Annotated in this window: 15 protein-coding genes; 7 read left to right on the forward strand and 8 right to left on the reverse strand. The window is 71.2% G+C overall.

Annotation, left to right across the window (positions count from 1 at the left end; all coding sequences use genetic code 11):
- Window position 1: 1 nt before the first annotated feature.
- Window positions 2-946 (reverse strand): EamA family transporter, encoded by a 945-nt coding sequence (locus tag MBA17_RS09530; RefSeq protein ID WP_238495940.1) that lies wholly within the window; start codon window positions 944-946, stop codon window positions 2-4.
- Between the two features lie 103 nt (window positions 947-1,049).
- Here MBA17_RS09530 and MBA17_RS09535 point away from each other — a divergent pair, with 103 nt between their 5' ends.
- A complete protein-coding gene (locus MBA17_RS09535) occupies window positions 1,050-1,571 on the forward strand; it encodes a MarR family winged helix-turn-helix transcriptional regulator (protein ID WP_238495941.1) in 522 nt (173 codons plus the stop codon).
- Between the two features lie 69 nt (window positions 1,572-1,640).
- Here the strand turns inward: MBA17_RS09535 and MBA17_RS09540 are convergent, their stop codons facing one another.
- Window positions 1,641-2,831 (reverse strand): MFS transporter, encoded by a 1,191-nt coding sequence (locus MBA17_RS09540; protein WP_238495942.1) that lies wholly within the window; start codon window positions 2,829-2,831, stop codon window positions 1,641-1,643.
- A gap of 59 nt (window positions 2,832-2,890) precedes the next feature.
- Between MBA17_RS09540 and MBA17_RS09545 the strand changes: the two genes are divergently transcribed.
- Window positions 2,891-3,862 carry an ArsR/SmtB family transcription factor gene (locus MBA17_RS09545; protein WP_238495943.1) on the forward strand — a complete coding sequence of 324 codons (972 nt, stop codon included), beginning with the start codon at window positions 2,891-2,893 and terminating at the stop codon, window positions 3,860-3,862.
- A gap of 144 nt (window positions 3,863-4,006) precedes the next feature.
- On the opposite strand, the gene MBA17_RS09550 is transcribed toward MBA17_RS09545, so the two are convergent.
- A complete protein-coding gene (locus tag MBA17_RS09550; RefSeq protein ID WP_238495944.1) occupies window positions 4,007-4,819 on the reverse strand; it encodes an alpha/beta fold hydrolase in 813 nt (270 codons plus the stop codon).
- 215 nt (window positions 4,820-5,034) lie between these two features.
- On the opposite strand from MBA17_RS09550, the gene MBA17_RS09555 reads away from it, so the two are divergent.
- A complete protein-coding gene (locus tag MBA17_RS09555) occupies window positions 5,035-5,643 on the forward strand; it encodes a TetR/AcrR family transcriptional regulator (RefSeq protein ID WP_238495945.1) in 609 nt (202 codons plus the stop codon).
- Window positions 5,644-5,732: 89 nt separating this feature from the next.
- Here the strand turns inward: MBA17_RS09555 and MBA17_RS09560 are convergent, their stop codons facing one another.
- Complete coding sequence (locus MBA17_RS09560; RefSeq protein ID WP_238495946.1) at window positions 5,733-6,497, reverse strand: dienelactone hydrolase family protein; 765 nt, start codon at window positions 6,495-6,497, stop codon at window positions 5,733-5,735.
- A gap of 308 nt (window positions 6,498-6,805) precedes the next feature.
- Between MBA17_RS09560 and MBA17_RS09565 the strand changes: the two genes are divergently transcribed.
- Together MBA17_RS09565 and MBA17_RS09570 are read left to right on the forward strand one after the other, a co-directional pair.
- Entirely contained in the window at window positions 6,806-7,870 is a 1,065-nt protein-coding gene (locus MBA17_RS09565; RefSeq protein ID WP_238495947.1) for a serine hydrolase domain-containing protein, read from the forward strand.
- A gap of 342 nt (window positions 7,871-8,212) precedes the next feature.
- On the forward strand, window positions 8,213-8,575 hold the full coding sequence (locus tag MBA17_RS09570) for a YciI family protein (protein ID WP_238495948.1): 363 nt from the start codon (window positions 8,213-8,215) through the stop codon (window positions 8,573-8,575).
- On the opposite strand, the gene MBA17_RS09575 is transcribed toward MBA17_RS09570, so the two are convergent.
- The gene (locus MBA17_RS09575) at window positions 8,547-8,774 is read right to left on the reverse strand and encodes a hypothetical protein (protein WP_238495949.1); all 228 of its coding nucleotides are present in this window, start codon (window positions 8,772-8,774) and stop codon (window positions 8,547-8,549) included. The two genes, MBA17_RS09570 and MBA17_RS09575, sit on opposite strands and share 29 nt — an antisense overlap.
- Window positions 8,775-8,865: 91 nt before the next feature.
- Between MBA17_RS09575 and MBA17_RS09580 the strand changes: the two genes are divergently transcribed.
- Window positions 8,866-9,519: a class I SAM-dependent methyltransferase gene (locus MBA17_RS09580; RefSeq protein WP_238495950.1), complete on the forward strand. Its 654-nt coding sequence runs from the start codon at window positions 8,866-8,868 to the stop codon at window positions 9,517-9,519.
- A 57-nt stretch (window positions 9,520-9,576) separates the two neighbouring features.
- Here the strand turns inward: MBA17_RS09580 and MBA17_RS09585 are convergent, their stop codons facing one another.
- The 3 genes from MBA17_RS09585 to MBA17_RS09590 form a co-directional block, all read right to left on the reverse strand.
- Entirely contained in the window at window positions 9,577-10,641 is a 1,065-nt protein-coding gene (locus tag MBA17_RS09585) for a winged helix DNA-binding domain-containing protein (protein WP_274385209.1), read from the reverse strand.
- Between the two features lie 116 nt (window positions 10,642-10,757).
- Window positions 10,758-10,880 carry a hypothetical protein gene (locus MBA17_RS49300; RefSeq protein WP_274385193.1) on the reverse strand — a complete coding sequence of 41 codons (123 nt, stop codon included), beginning with the start codon at window positions 10,878-10,880 and terminating at the stop codon, window positions 10,758-10,760.
- A complete protein-coding gene (locus tag MBA17_RS09590) occupies window positions 10,871-12,217 on the reverse strand; it encodes a serine hydrolase domain-containing protein (RefSeq protein WP_238495952.1) in 1,347 nt (448 codons plus the stop codon). Before MBA17_RS09590 ends, MBA17_RS49300 begins: the two co-directional genes overlap by 10 nt.
- A gap of 194 nt (window positions 12,218-12,411) precedes the next feature.
- Between MBA17_RS09590 and recD2 the strand changes: the two genes are divergently transcribed.
- The gene (gene recD2 / locus MBA17_RS09595) at window positions 12,412-14,625 is read left to right on the forward strand and encodes an SF1B family DNA helicase RecD2 (RefSeq protein WP_238495953.1); all 2,214 of its coding nucleotides are present in this window, start codon (window positions 12,412-12,414) and stop codon (window positions 14,623-14,625) included.
- The last annotated feature ends 120 nt before the right edge of the window (window positions 14,626-14,745 follow it).

A 14,745-nucleotide genomic window follows, 5' to 3' on the forward strand; every position in this document is an offset into this window, starting at 1 on the left:
CTCATTCTCCTTTGGTGGTGACGGGGATACGGATCAGGGTGCGGACGACGTCGGGGGGCAGCTGCGCGGCGGCGATGGCGGTCAGCGCGAGCACGAACCCGACGCCCTGCCACGGCATCAGGGATTCACCGAGGAACAGCCAGCCCAGGATCGTGGCGACCATGGGTGAGAGCAGGGCGAGGAACGACACGGCGACCACGGGCAGCTTGCCGATGCCGCGGAACCAGACCAGGTAAGCGAGCAGGGCGCCCACAACAGCCAGCCACGCGTAGCCGCCGATCGCACGAAGATCCAGTTCGGACGGAAGTCCCTCGAACGCGAGCGCGAGCGGGAGGAGCACGAGACCGCCGGCGGTGAGCTGCCAGCCGGCGATGGTCGCTGCGCCGGCGCCCTCCGGACGTCCCCAACGTTTGGTCAGGACGATCCCGCCGGCCATCACGCCGGCGGCTGCGATGCCGGCCAGGACGCCGAGCAGGTCGAAGGAGAGCCGGCCGCGCAGGACGATCAACGCGACGCCCGCCACGCCGACCAGGCCCCAGCCGACCCGCCAGCGTGTGGGCTTCTCATTGAGCAGCAGGAACGCCAGGCCGACGACGAACAACGGCTGGACGGCGGTGAGGGTCGCCGCGATGCCGCCCGGCAGTCGATAGGCGGCGACGAACAGGAATGCGAAGAGCGCGCCGATGTTGAGGGTGCCGAGCAGCAACGAGCGCCACAGCCACTTGCCGTGCGGCAGCCTGCGCGTGATGGCGAGCAGGATCAGCCCCGCCGGCAACGCGCGGATCACACCGGACACCAACGGGTGGCCGGTCGGGAGGAACTCGGTGGTGACCAGGTACGTGGTGCCCCAACTGACCGGCGCGACCGCGGTCAGCGCGGTCACTGTCAGGGTGGTGCCGGGCTGGGACGCGGTAACCACGTCCGGCCGGCTCAGAGCCTGCGTCATCTAGTCTCCTTAACGTTGAACTATTCAATGTTGGCGAATGTAGCCGCCTGTTAGGATGACGTCAAACAGTTTCACGTTGAGATGTTCTGGAGGAGGCAGGCTCGTGGAGGACAACGTCGACTGGCGGCTGGACCAGTGGCGGACCGAGCGGCCCGACATCGACCCCACGCCGATGGGCGTGGTGGCCCGGATCCAGCGCGCCTGCCGACTGCTCGAACGCGAGCTTCGTGACCATTTCGCCACGCATGACCTGCAGCTATGGGAATTCGACATACTGGGGACGCTGCGCCGGTCCGGGCATCCGTATCGGCTCACCGCGGGGCAGCTGGTCGAGTCCTCGATGGTCACCTCCGGAGCGATCACCAACCGGATCGACCGTCTCGTCGCCAGGGAGCTGGTGACCCGCGAGGTCGATCCCCTTAATCGGCGCAGCGTGCTGATCACGTTGACCGAGCGCGGCCGGGAGCTGATCGACCCGATCGTCGCCGCCCATGTCGACCTGGAGGCGAAGCTCCTCAGCCGACTGAGCGGCCCCGACCAGGAACATCTCGCCGGATTGCTTCGCAAGCTGCTCACCAGCCTCGGCGACTACTCGCCTGGCAACCCCCTGAATCCGAGCGACTGACTTACCGGGATCGTGTGTCGCCAAGGGCCGAGCGCTGCTCGCACGGGCAGGATCGCACAGGCTCCGGGGTCAAGAGGGGCGGGCCGCCTGCTCGGCTTTCGCGTGGCCGGGGCGCAGTCCGGGAGCCAGGATCAGGGTGACCACGACGGAGGCCGCCGCCATCACGGCCATCGCCGTCGAGGCCGTGGTGTACTGCGCGACGGCACCCGCGAGGGCGGCGCTCAGGCCCTGCATGGTGATCATCCCGGAGGAATGCAGACCGAGAGCTTGTCCGCTCAGCTCGTCCGGCGTCAGGTCCATCAGCCGCTCCTGCAGCACCAGACCGGCCGAGTAACCGACGGTGGCGACCGTGACGGCGGCGATGGCGAGCGGCAGCGGCGGGTCCAGGGCGAAGATCAGGTACGGTACGGCCAGCAGAAGGCACAGCGGAACTCCGAGCCGCTCCCGCCACCGCCGGGAGACGAACCGGCCCGCCCAGACGTCCCCGACCAGCATGCCGACCGCGCCACAGGCGAACAGGAGACCGGCATGCCGAGGGGAGTAGGGGACGTAGAGGGACTCGCAGCCGACGATCAGCCCATTGGGAACCCAGAGGGCCAGGTAGACGTTGCGGCGGGGCTTGGAGGACCAGAGCCGCACGTTGGTGCGCCAGGTCACGATCGCAGACGGCCGCCCCGTCGCGCGCGGCGGGCGGTGGCTGAGACCGAACCGGGCGACGGCCGCAGAGGCGAGGTACGACACGGCGCCTGTGAGCAGCGCGCCACGCGGTGACAGGGCGGTGATGAGGAGGCCACCGGCCGCGAACCCGCAGATCTGCACGATACCGGCCGAGATGTTGAGGACGGAGCGGCCGAGCAGGTACCCGTCTCGCTCGAGGATCTCGTTGAGCAATCCGTAGCGCACCCCGCCGCCCAGTGCGGCGAGGGTCCCCAGGACCAGGCTGATGCCGAAGATCACCCAGATGGGCAGGCCGGGGATGGCCTGGGCGGCGATGCCGAGGCCGGAGACCACTGCCAGGCCGGTCAGCGTGACGCGCGGCGGCAGCCGGTCGGCGGCCGACAGCAGCGTCGTCGCGCCGATCACCTGGCCGAGAGCGGATCCGAACATGGCCAGGGAGGCGAGCAGGGGCGAGCCGGTGGCCGTGTAGACCAGCGTGCCCAGAGCCAGCCCGCTGACCGTTTGAGCGGTGATCTGCCCAGCGGAGGTCAGAAAGAGCGGGGTGAACTCCGGCGCGCGAAAGAGCCCGCGGTAGGTGCGCATGGGCGGAGTCTCGATGACCTTGTCGTCGGACCGGTACTGTTTCGCCGGGAGGCGAAACGATGGGCTGGTGGCAGGTCAACGCGGACACCCTCGCGCGGGTCCGGTTCGTCGTCTCTCCTCTGGCCGAGGCCACCGCGAGCCTCAAGAGCTTGGAACGTGCGACGGCAGCGCACCCGGGTGAGCGCGCGTGGCTCGATGCCCACCTGCCCGCTTACCGCAAGCGGCTGTCCGACGACCCGATCACCGCGCTGCTCATCCGGGCCGCCCTGGGCCGCACCTGGAACGCCACCTTTCTCACCCCCACCCCGACCGGCGAGGACGAACCCACCTTCGAGCAGGAGGTCGCGCGTATCCGTCAGACCCCACCCGAGACGGTCTGCGCCGACCTCACCGAGTCCCTCGGCGGCCCGCTCCCCACGCGGTTGCGTCGTTCCGACCTCCCCGAACGCACCGCCGCCCTGCTGGAACAGGTGTGGGGAGAATCGGTCCTCCCCTACTGGCCACGGCGTCGTGAGATCATCAAGGCCGACATCATCACGCGTACGGCGAAGCTGAGCCACGGCGGTTGGGCGGCGGCCCTCGATGACATGCGTCCCGGGATGCGCTGGCTCGGAGAGAGCCGCCTGCAGATCACCACGCATGACCACCCCCCACGGGAGTTGTCCGGAGCGCAGCTGATGTTCGTCCCCGTGACGCCACGCCAAAGCTGGGTCTCCTGGGATCTCGCGCACCGGCACGCGGTGGTGTACCCGTGCTCGGGCCTCCTGGCCGAGGCGGGCCGGGCGTCGGCGCCCGAGAGCCTGAGCAGGTTGCTCGGGCCGGCCCGAGCGGCTGTCCTCGTCCTCCTCGAAAGTCCGAAGACCACGACGCAACTGGTGGCCTTGACCGGCCAGAGCCTGGGGTCGGTGGGCCGGCACCTCAAGATCATGCTCGACGCCGCCCTGATCCGGCGGCGACGCGCCGGGCGATCCGTGTTCTACTACCGGACGGACGCCGGGGAGGTTCTCGTGGAGGCACAGCAGACCGGATGAGGGGTGCGGCCAGGGTAAGCCCAACCCACGATCGCGATCCTGGCTGAGCGAGCAGGCTGGCGATCTCGGCGAAGGCGTCAGACGGCCTGCGCGGACCTCGTGTGCTCGCGGCGTGGCCGTATCCGGACCTCGGGCGAGTTCCTTTCACAGGCCGGCGAGAAAGTCTCGGACGGCCTGGGCGAAGGCGTCCGGGTCGTCGTCGTGGGCCCAGTGGCCGCAGCCGGGCAGTTCCCGCAGTACGGTGTTCGGCCGTCGCTCGGCCATCTGATTGGCCATCGTGGTGGGCAGGATGAAGCTGTCCAGGCCGTGCACGAACAGGGCCGGGCAGTGCGAGCCGAGCCAGTCGGCCCACCAGTCGCCGACCAGGGCCAGCTGGGAGTTCACCATGTCGTCGTGGTCGAACAGGAAGCCCCAGCCGTCGGGGTGCTCGACGGCGCTCTCCATGAAGTAGCTCGCGTCGGGGATGCCGTGGGCTTCGACCTGGAGGCGCAGCTCGCGCAGGCTGGCGGCGCGGCGGGGCCAGCTTCGTATGTCCAGGACCGGGTGGGGTATCTCCGGTCGCCGGTTGAAGGCGCCGGCTTCCTCGACGACCAGGGCGCGAACCAGGTCGGGGTGGCGGGCGGCGAGCTGGTAGACGGTGACGCCGCCCATCGAGTGGCCGAGCGCGATCACCGGGCCGAGGTCGAGGTGGCGCAGGAACGCGGCGGCGTCGGCGATGTAGGCCTCCCGGCTGAAGTCGCCGTCGCTGTCGCTGTGGCCGTGACCGCGCTGCTCCAGTGAGATCACCCGGTAGGCGGGGGCGAGGGCGGCGGCCAGGGGGGCGAACATCCTGGCCCGGCCGAAGTGCCCGACCACGGCCAGGATCGGGATGCCGTCGCCGCCGAAGTCGACGTAGGCCAGCCGCCGGCCGTTGACGAGCGCGTGGCTCTCGGCAGGACTGACCACGGTGGTCGTCATCGCCGCTCCTCCTCAGGGGTGTGGTGATGCGGATCTGTCTGTGCGGGCCGCCACGGCCCGGGTGCGATGCGCGTGGCGTCGGTGAACCCGTCTAGAATCGGCCGGCGGCCGTCGTGACGGGCGGGGACCTCCGGAAAGGGCGGGCCTGGCATATTAGCGTAACAGTCGTTGCGCTAATATGCACAACGACTGTTACGTGAATAGGATGTCGCCGGATGAACCCCGACCCGGAGGGAGTCGTCATGGCCAGGCCCCGTGATCCGCAGCGCCGTACCGAGCTGCTCGACGCGATCATCGGGCACCTGACCGCCCACGGCGTCGCCGGGCTTTCCCTGCGCCCGCTGGCCCAGGCCCTCGGGCGGAGCACCTCGGTGCTCACCCACCACTTCGCCACCAAGGACGACCTGATCGCCGCCGTGCTCGAGCATCTCGACCAGCGGCAGCGTGACCGGCTCCAGGCCCTGCCGGGCTGGGAGGAGGGCCGCAGCCTCGGCGCCGTCGTCCGGGCCTCCTGGGACTGGCACCTGACCGGCGACCATCTGCCGCTGATCCGGCTGCTCCACGAGATCGAGGGCCTGGCCGCCGCCGGTCGGCTCACCGGGGCGTACGTGCCCACGATGCTCGGCGACCGTGCCGAGTTCGTGGCCGAGGCGCTACGAGCCCACGGCGTCCCCGACGACGTCGCCCGCGCCAACGCGACCCTGCTCAACGCCGCGTACGCCGGCCTGCAACTCGACTACCTGACCACCGGCGACAAGGCACGGGTCGAGGCCGCCCTCGACCGGCTCGTCGACCTCGCTGACGAGTGGACCCGCCGGCCCTGAGCCCGGCCGGCCCGGCCTGGACCTGCGGGGTGTTGAGAACCGTTCGATTCTCACACCCCACAGCGTCAGGACCCGTCGGAACGGGCGCTCTACCCAGCAAACTCCGCAGAAGCGCCACCTTCGAGGAGGTGACGGGTGAAGAAGCGCTCCGAGCTCTCCAGTTCGAACGCGGGCACGCCCGCGTGCCGGCCGGGGTTGGCGTGCAGCGTCTTCTCGGGAGAGGCGAAGGCGCCGAACAGCGCCAAGCCCGAGTCACGCGGAACCATCTCGTCGTCCCACTGCAGCAGGAACTCGACCGGCACGGTGATCCGGGCCGCCGCCTCGGCCAGAGTTTCGTGACCCGCGAGACCGAAGACGGCGGCGGTGATCCTCGATTCGGCCGCGGTGAACGGCACGCCGATCGCGCTGCCCAGCGACACGCCCCAGAACCCCACCGGCCCGCCCGCGCCGACGCAGTCGAGTTTCTGCAGGGCGTCCAGGGTCGCCTGCCACTCGGGAATCGCCCGCGCCGCCAGCGCGGCGTTGTGCCGGGCGATATGCGGGCCGAGGGGCTCGCCTGCAGCCAGCCGTTCACCGATGCCTGCGGTGAACCGTTCGTCCTGTTCGGTTCTCGGCCGGCCGCCGTGCCCAGGCACGTCGATGGCCGCCACCGCGAAGCCGCAGGCCGTCACGTAGCGGTGCGCGCGGGCCACCAGGCCCGCCGCCTGCTTGTGCTGGCCGCCGCCATGGCCCAGCAGCACCAGGGGACGGCTACCGGCGGCATCGGCGGGTGACCAGAGCACACCGGGGATGTCGTCGAGGTTGAAGAGACGTTCCGAGACGCCGTTCGAGGTCGTCTGCGAGGTGAAGCGCATAGGTTCGTTGCCTTTCGGGATGCCTGCGGGCGCTCCCGGGCCACCTATGTCAGATGGACCGCACAACCATGGGGGAGGAGAGCACCCAGCCTGATACAGCGGTAATGGGTCTCACCTCCTCGGGTCGGTCACGTGCAGAGGAACGCTACCAGGCACCACGCAGAGCCGGACAGCCGACCACGGCTGTCATCTGCCGCTCGCGAAGGCCTTGATCGCCGCTCGTCCGGCCTCCGGCTGTGGTTTTCCGCAGGAGGAACAGGCGGAGCACCCCATTCTGCCGCGGATCGGCCTTCCATAGCGTTGAGCCCATGATGCAGACGATGATGAACGTGCTGGTAGCGCTGACAGTTGCGGCAGGTGGCCCGGGCGCCGGGGTGGGTCCCGAGTTGGAGAAGATCGTGGCGGGCAAGGGGGCGACAGCCGCTCTGGCGCGGGCCTCCGACGGCGACCGGACCTGGTCCGGAGCGGTGGGAGTGCGCGACATCAAGCGCGACGGGCGGCCCTCGCCCGGCGGGCACTTCCGGATCGGCAGCGTCACCAAGACGTTCGTCGCGACCGTGGTGCTCCAGCTCGTGGACGAGGGCAAGGTACGGCTCGACGAGCCCATCGATCAGTACATGCCGGGCTTGGTACCGGACGGGAAACGCATCACGGTTCGCCACCTGCTCAACCACACCAGCCATCTGTACGACTACATGAGTGAGCCGGGATACTCGACCAACCGGTGGCGCGGCGACGCGCGGTTCCGCTCCTACCAGCCGCGGGAACTGCTCAAGGTGGCCTTCGCCAAGAAGCTGCCCGATGATGACAAGTGGCACTACTCCAACACCAACTACGTGGTGCTCGGGTTGCTGGTGGAGAAGCTGACGGGCCGTACCTACGGCGAAGAGGTCGAGCGCCGCATCCTGCGCCCACTGGGGCTGCGCCACACCGTGGTGCCGGGCGATCGGGCGGGGGTCCCGTCGCCGCACGCCAAGGGGTATGAGGCGATGCCCCACCTCGTGGACGCGACGCGGATGAATCCCTCCCTCGACTGGGCCGCGGGAGAGATGATCTCGACCACGGCGGACCTGGAGCGGTTCATGTCCGCGCTGCTGGGCGGCAAGCTGACCAGCGCCGCGTCGCTGCGGGCCATGCGCACGACCGTCGAGACGCGCGCCGGATTCGGCTACGGCCTCGGCCTGCAGTCGTACACGCTGCCGTGCGGCAAGGTGTGGGGGCACAGCGGCGAACTGATCGGGTACCAGACGTTCGCGTTCCGCGCCGACTCGGGCAAGGCCCTGACCATGTCGATCAACCCCTCGACCCGCAACCCGTCCACGCAAGAGGTCATGGGCATCGCCATCAAGGTGTTCTGCGGGGCCGCAGGCTGAGCACCTCACCACGTTGACCACGACCGGCCGCCGGGGGACAGCCGTGTGTCCCCCGGCCGCGAAAACCGGTCAGCCGGCGCGGCGGGAGCGGGCCGGCGTCAGCCCGCCGAGGGCCCTGCCGACCAGCCCCACCAGCGAAAAGGGCATCGCTGATCACCGCGACCGCGTGCGGCCCGCGCCGACATGCCCGCGCCGACATGAGAGAGTCGGAGCGAACCCGGGCACCTTTACATGGGCCGGGAAATCCTCCGGAGAAATCCATCGCGAGTCGATGTCGAGAACGCCGGTACTGCTCCGACCAGCTCACGAGAACGCAGGAAACACACGGCGAGGAGCCGAACGATGAAGTACATGCTGCTGATCCACAACCGCCCCGGCTACGTGGGCGAGCTGCCCGACGCCGAGCGCGACGCGCTGATGGCCGATGTGGACACCATCATGCGGGAACTCACCAAGTCGGGTGAGCTCGTCCGCGGCGAGGCGTTGGCCGATCCGTCCGAGACCAGGACGGTACGGGTCCGCAACGGAGCCACGGCGATCACCGACGGCCCGTTCACCGAGGCCAAGGAGCACTTCGCGGGCCACATCGTCGTGGACGTGGATTCGCTGGAGCGGGCTACGGAGATCGCGGCGAGATGGCCGGACGCGAAGTACGCGGCCATGGAGGTCCGCGCCGTCATCCACGAGTCCGGCCCCGGGGCGTGACGACCGGCAGCACCTCGGCCTGCTCGACGGTGATCCCGTCGGGCAGGCCGAGGTTCAGGCACTGCCGGGTGATGCCGGCGGTCACCACCGCGACGACGCGAGCGCGAAGGACCGCCGCCTCATTCGCCTGACCCTCGACACCGCCGGCGCCCCTGCGCAGGGGACGAACGCCACGCCGCCCGGCGTGCCGGTTTCGCACTCGCCCGCGTGACGACGAACCGCGGCCGGGCGTGAGCCGGCGGGAAAGACGCCATTCTTGAACGAACGCATTGTTCGAGAGGAGAGATGTGATGGGATCGGGCAAGCCGCTTCATGGTCATACCGACGCCGGCGGAACGATCGACCACCCACGCGCCTACGAGTTCGTGGCGGAGATCGGTTTCCTCGGGCGGCGGCGGGAGATCTTCACCCGCCTGGCGACGCTGTCCGGGACCCGCCCCGGTGACAGGGTGCTCGACGTCGGCTGCGGCACCGGCTACCTGACCCGGATCCTGGCCCCGGTCGTCGGCCCCGCCGGGCAGGTGACCGGCATCGACCCCTCGCCGCCGATGATCGAGCACGCCCGGCGGCGCGCCCCGGGCAACTGCTCCTACCTGGTGGGCGAGGGTCAGGCCCTGGACCTGCCCGACGCGTCCGTCGACGTGGTGGTCTCCAGCCTGGCCGTGCACCACATGCCGGCCGCCGAGCGCGGTGCCGCGGTGCGGGAGATGTTCCGGGTGCTGCGGCCGGGCGGGCGGCTGCTGATCGCCGAGTTCCGTCCACCGGCAAGCCCGCTGCTCGCCCGGCTGGTGGGAATGCTGCCGGGCCCGGCGATGCGGCAGCGGCCCATGGATCTGCTCGCCGACCTGATCCCTGCGGCCGGCTTCCACCGGCTGGACGAGGGCGACCTGCCGGTCCTGCTCGCCTACGTCCAGGCCGAACGGCCCGCCGCGTGCGTGGTTTGACCAGCGCGACGATCAGCGGAGGAACAGTTCGAAGGCGACCTCCGGGGACGGATCAGGCTACTCCGGGGGAGCCATACGCACGTGCTGCGCCTCGGCCTCGGGACGGCAGAAGGCCAGCAGGCGCTCCGCCTCGATGAGCAGCGCGTCGCGGTCGGAGGCGGTGAGCGGCCCCAGCGGGGTGAGGGTGAGGGTGGCCGCGCCCCGCCCGTTCGCGATCGACCACATGCCCGCGACCCGCCCATCGATCAGGAAGGTGGGTTTGAGCTGCCCGTTGACCTTGATGTAGACGATGTCCCGGTAGGCGTCGGGCAGCACCCTGGTCCGGTGTTTCGGGTGGTAGGCGAGCAGGACGCTGTCGAACCAGGGGAGCAGCCGCACCGGGGCGGGGACGTCCGCGCCGGGCCGGGGCGCGTCCGGCAGGTCGTACAGGGTCCGCCGGGCCTCGTCGGTGAAGGTGAGCAGGTCGGCCATCCGGCTCAGCGCGGCCCGGACCGGGGTGAGGTTCCAGCCGATCCAGTGGGCGACGTCGTCGGCGGCGGCCGGGCCGAACGCCCGCAGATGGCAGCGGATCACGGTGTCGAGCGCGTCGGAGACGGCAGGCGGCTCCGCCGCGGGCGCGGCGAGCAGCGCGGCGGGGGTCTTCGGCCCCCACGGGCCGGTGGCCGGGACCCGCACCAGGCCGACCCCGGACCGCAACGGCCGCCACTTGGCGGCGCGCTGCCAGGCCAGCTCCTCGTCGCCGATCACACCCGGGTGCCGGGCGGCCCAGGACTCGAAGAACGCGTTCAGCTCGTCGGCGCTGCGGGGTTCGGCGGCGTGGTCGAGGAGGTCCCGCAGCAACCGGGTCACCTCCGGGTGCGGCTCGCCGTCGGTGCGCCGCCACCGGCCTGCCTTGGAGGCGGCGGCGACGGTGGCGTAGGCGGGGTACTGCGCGGCGGAGACGGTGTGGATGGTGCCCCGCAGCAGCGTGCCGGTCAGCAACTCCCCGCTCGCGTGCGCCCGGTACGGCTCGGCCGCGTCCAGGCCGCTCATCCGGCTCCACAGGGCGGGGCCGAGCGCCGGCCAGTACTGCATCTGCAGGGCGCCGGCCGCCTCCACGATCCTGCCGGGCGGCCCGGGCATCCGCTCCAGCAGCCCCTGCCGGGCCAGCAGCGCCCGGTTCAGCTCCCGCTCAGTGATCATCTCGGCTGTCACCGGGCAAGGATACGGCCCGTGCGCGGTGTTCCGGCGGCCGGGGTTCAGCGGCCGGTCAGCCGCCCGGCCAGCGCGGCGATGTGCTCCCGCCAGGCCGTCAGCGCCGCGTCGCGCTCGCCGGCCAGTTCCAGGCAGCCGTTCTGGCATATAGAGGGGTCTACCGCCACCCGCCGGGGTCGACGCCGCCCGGGACCGGCGCCGCCGGGTCGTAGGGGGCGCGGGTGAACACGAACGTGTTGAGGTCGAGGTAGACGACGCCGCCCTGCCGTACCACGCGGAGCGTCTCCCCGGCGTAGTAGCCGTCCAGGCCCAGCCACGTGCCGTCGTCGCGCGCCACGAAACGGGACGCCCGGCCCAGGCCCGCGACCGGGGACAGCAGCAGGCCGCGCTCGGGCAGCAGCCGCAGCGCGTACGGCGCGGGCCCCCAGTACCACGGCCCGGCGAGCTCCAGCAGGTCCGGGTCGGCCGTCACCGGGACCCACTCCTCCGGCAGCCGCGGCTCGTGCTCGTCGAGGATCGCCAGCATGTCGCTCAGCAGCGTCCGCGACATCCCGGCGGTGGTGTTCGCCATGAACAGCGCCCCGACCCCGTCGGCGGGGTCGGCCCACACCGAGGCCAGAAACCCCGGCATCGACCCGCCGTGCCCGGCCAGCCGGCGGCCCCGGTCGCGGGCCAGCTGCACGCCCAGGCCGAACCCGCCGGTCCACGCGTCGCCGTCGTCGACGCTGACCGGCTCGCGCATCTCCGCCAGCGTGTCCTCCCGCAGGATCCCGCCGGTGTCGCCCGCGACGAACGCCGCCCAGCGCGCCAGGTCGGCGGGCGTGGACCAGAGCTGCCCCGCCGCGCCCATCGCCCCGCCGTCGTGCTCGGGCTCGGGCAGCAGCACGTCCGCCCACGGATGGACGGCGTACCCGGTGGCGTGCGGGTCGCGGGGCCGCGGCGTGGTGCCGGTCATACCGAGCGGGAGCAGCACCTCACCGGTGACGGCCGCCTCCCACGGCACTCCCCGCAGGCGGGCGACGAGCTCGCCGAGCAGCGCGTACCCCAGGTTGGAGTAGTGGAAGCGGCGGCCGGGCCGATGCCGGGACACCTCCGGGCCGAGCGCGCCGAGCAGTTCCTCGGCGGCCAGCCCCGGAGTCCGCTCCCACCACGGGCCGGGCGACTCGGCCGTCAGCCCGGAGGTGTGCGACAGCAGCTGGGCGACGGTGACCTCGCCGGCGTGCGCGTCGGGCAGGTGCTTGCCGATCGGGTCCAGCAGGTTCACCCGGCCCTCGTCGCGCAGCCGCATCACCATGGTCGCCACCATCGACTTGGTGATCGACCCGATGCGGTACTGGGTGACGGCCGAGGGCTGCGCACCGCGTACCGAGCCGCGCGAGCCGTACCAGACGATCTCCCCGCCGCGGACCAGCGCCGCCGCCAGCGAAGGCAGCCGGCACTCGGCCTGCTCCACGGCGATCCTGCGCAGCAGCGCCCGTGCCGTGTCGCCCCGAACCTGCCCCATCGGACCTCCCGTTTTCCGCCCCTGCGGTCTCCGCTCGACCCTAGTGCGGAGGCAGGCAGGATAAGCCGGAAAGGGGCCAACGTAGATCCGGAGTCGGTGACCGCCGAGTCCGGGTTCACCACGCGGGCCCGGTCGGCGGCCGACCGCCACGGGCCGAATGCGACCGCGACCGCGGGTGCGGGAGAATACCCGCCATGGCCACCCCTCCCGGCCCGCCCGGCGCGGTGCTCGACGCGGTCCTCGAACGGATCACCTACGCCAACGAGGAGACCGGCTACACCATCGCCCGCGTCGCCGGGGCCCGCACCGGGTCCGAGCTGATCACGGTCGTGGGGCCGCTGCTCGGCGCGCAGGTGGGGGAGTCGCTGCGGCTGACCGGCCGCTGGACCTCCCACCCCCGTTACGGCCGGCAGTTCGAGGTGTGGTCCTACCTGACCGTGCTGCCCGCCACCGTGCAGGGCATCCAGCGATACCTCGGCTCCGGGCTGATCAAGGGAATCGGCCCGAAGATGGCGGAGCGCATCGTGGACCACTTCGGGACCGCCACCCTGGAGATCATCGAGAAGGAGCCGGGGCGACTGGCCGAGGTGCCGGGCCTCGGCCCCAAGCGGACCAGGCTGATCGCCGCGGCCTGGGAGGAGCAGAAGATCATCAAAGAGGTGATGATCTTCCTGCAGGGTGTCGGCGTGTCCACCTCCATCGCGGTGCGCATCTTCAAGCAGTACGGCGAGGCGTCCATCGCGGTCGTCCGCGGCGAGCCGTACCGGCTGGCCGCCGACGTGTGGGGGATCGGCTTCAAGACCGCCGACACCATCGCCCAGGCCGTCGGCATCCCGCACGACAGCCCCGACCGGGTCAAGGCCGGGCTGCGTCACACCCTGTCGGAGGCCGCCGACGACGGCCACTGCTACCTGCCGGTCCCCAACCTCGTCACCGACGCCGTGAAGATCCTCGACGTGCCCGCCGGACTGGTCGCCGCCTGCCTGGAGGAACTCGTCGCCGAGCAGGGAGTCGTCCGCGAGGACGTGCCCACCGGCGAGAACGTGGTGCCCGCCGTCTACCTGGTGCCCTTCCAGCGGGCCGAGCAGTCGCTGGCCGGTTCCCTGCTGACCCTGCTGAACACCGGCCGCGACCGGATGCCGGGCTTCGCCACGGCCGACTGGGACCGCGCCCTGTCCTGGCTGCGGACCCGCACCGGCGCCGACCTCGCCCCCGAACAGGCCGACGCCGTACGGCTGGCGCTGACCTCCAAGGTCGCGGTCCTCACCGGCGGCCCCGGCTGCGGCAAGTCCTTCACGGTCCGCTCGGTCCTCACCCTGGCCCACGCCAAGAAGGCCAGGGTGATCCTCGCCGCCCCCACCGGCCGCGCCGCCAAACGCCTGGCCGAGCTGACCGGCCACGAGGCCACCACCGTGCACCGCCTGCTCCAGCTGCGCCCCGGCGGCGACGCCTCCTTCGACCGGGACCACCCCCTGGACGCCGACCTCGTCGTCGTCGACGAGGCGTCCATGCTCGACCTGCTGCTCGCCAACAAGCTGGTCAAGGCCGTCGCGCCGGGCGCCCACCTGCTGTTCGTCGGCGACGTGGACCAGCTCCCCTCGGTCGGCGCCGGGGAGGTCCTGCGCGACCTGCTGGCCGCCCCGCAGATCCCCCGCGTACGGCTGACGCAGATCTTCCGCCAGGCCCGCCAGTCGGGCGTCGTCGTCAACGCCCACCGGGTCAACACCGGCCTGCACCCCGTCCTGGAGGGCATGGACGACTTCTTCCTGTTCCCGTGCGAGGAACCCGAGGAGATCGCGGCGCTCACCGTCGACGTGGTCGCCCGCCGCATCCCCGCCCGATTCGGCCTCAGCGCCCGCCGCGACGTGCAGGTCCTGGCCCCGATGCACCGCGGCGCGGCCGGCGCGGGCGCGCTGAACACCGCCCTGCAGGAGGCCATCACCCCGGCCAGGGAGGGCATGCCCGAACGCCGGTACGGCGGGCGGGTGTTCCGCATCGGCGACAAGGTCACCCAGTTGCGCAACAACTACGACAAAGGCGCCGCCGGGGTGTTCAACGGCACGGTCGGCGTCGTCACCGACATCCGCCCCGACGACCACAACCTCACCGTGCTGACCGATGAGGAGGAGAGCGTGGAGTACGCCTTCGACGAACTCGACGAACTCGCCCACGCCTACGCGGTGTCCATCCACCGCTCCCAGGGCAGCGAGTATCCCGCCGTCGTCATCCCGCTGGCCACCTCCGCCTGGATGATGCTCCAGCGCAACCTGCTCTACACCGCCGTCACCCGCGCCAAGAGGCTCGTCGTGATCGTCGGGTCGCGCCGCGCCCTGGCCCAGGCGATCCGCACCCGCGGCGCCGGCCGCCGCCACACCGGCCTGACGCACCGCCTGCAAACCATCCCGTAACGGAAGACCGTGAACTTTCTGACTGGTTGAAGCGTCAACAAGAGAAGGGAAGCAGCGATTCTTGACGCGGACCTTACTTCGGACTGACCCAAGATTGACTTTGGACATCGCCCAAAATAC

Source organism: Dolomitihabitans soli, from assembly GCF_022213955.1.
Classification (GTDB): Bacteria; Actinomycetota; Actinomycetes; order Streptosporangiales; family Streptosporangiaceae; genus Streptosporangium_A; species Streptosporangium_A soli.